Here is a 533-nt window from a genome sequence, read left to right on the forward strand (position 1 = left end):
GATGGTGAGTCATGAAGGGCTCGAACCTTCGACACCCTGATTAAAAGTCAGGTGCTCTACCAACTGAGCTAATGACTCATACTAAAATGGCTGGGGATATAGGATTTGAACCTATGCATGACGGAGTCAAAGTCCGTTGCCTTACCGCTTGGCTAATCCCCAATAAAAATATGGTGGAGGCTGAGGGGATCGAACCCCCGACCCTCTGCTTGTAAGGCAGATGCTCTCCCAGCTGAGCTAAGCCTCCAACTATATGACCCGTAGGGGATTCGAACCCCTGTTACCTCCGTGAAAGGGAGGTGTCTTAACCCCTTGACCAACGGGCCCCATTTCCAAAGCTCTCAACCGGGATCGAACCGGTGACCTCATCCTTACCATGGATGCACTCTACCTACTGAGCTATGAGAGCAAATGGCTCCCCGAACAGGGCTCGAACCTGTGACAACTCGATTAACAGTCGAGTGCTCTACCAACTGAGCTATCAGGGAATAATATGCATTTGCAGGGCAAATGCAATTCATCGTACAACGTCC

Annotated in this window: 6 tRNA genes; all 6 read right to left on the reverse strand. The window is 50.5% G+C overall.

From position 1 onward, the window contains the following. Window positions 1-2: 2 nt before the first annotated feature. A tRNA-Lys gene (locus AC6CIF_RS31880) sits at window positions 3-78 on the reverse strand. Between the two features lie 9 nt (window positions 79-87). Continuing rightward, window positions 88-162 (reverse strand) — tRNA-Gln (locus AC6CIF_RS31885). 9 nt (window positions 163-171) lie between these two features. Then, window positions 172-247 (reverse strand) — tRNA-Val (locus tag AC6CIF_RS31890). Between the two features lie 7 nt (window positions 248-254). Next, a tRNA-Glu gene (locus AC6CIF_RS31895) sits at window positions 255-326 on the reverse strand. Window positions 327-336: 10 nt separating this feature from the next. Next, window positions 337-409: transfer RNA gene (locus tag AC6CIF_RS31900), tRNA-Thr, on the reverse strand. Window positions 410-412: 3 nt separating this feature from the next. After that, a tRNA-Asn gene (locus tag AC6CIF_RS31905) sits at window positions 413-488 on the reverse strand. Window positions 489-533: the final 45 nt, after the last annotated feature.

This window comes from Paenibacillus sp. GQ49 (assembly GCF_059759055.1).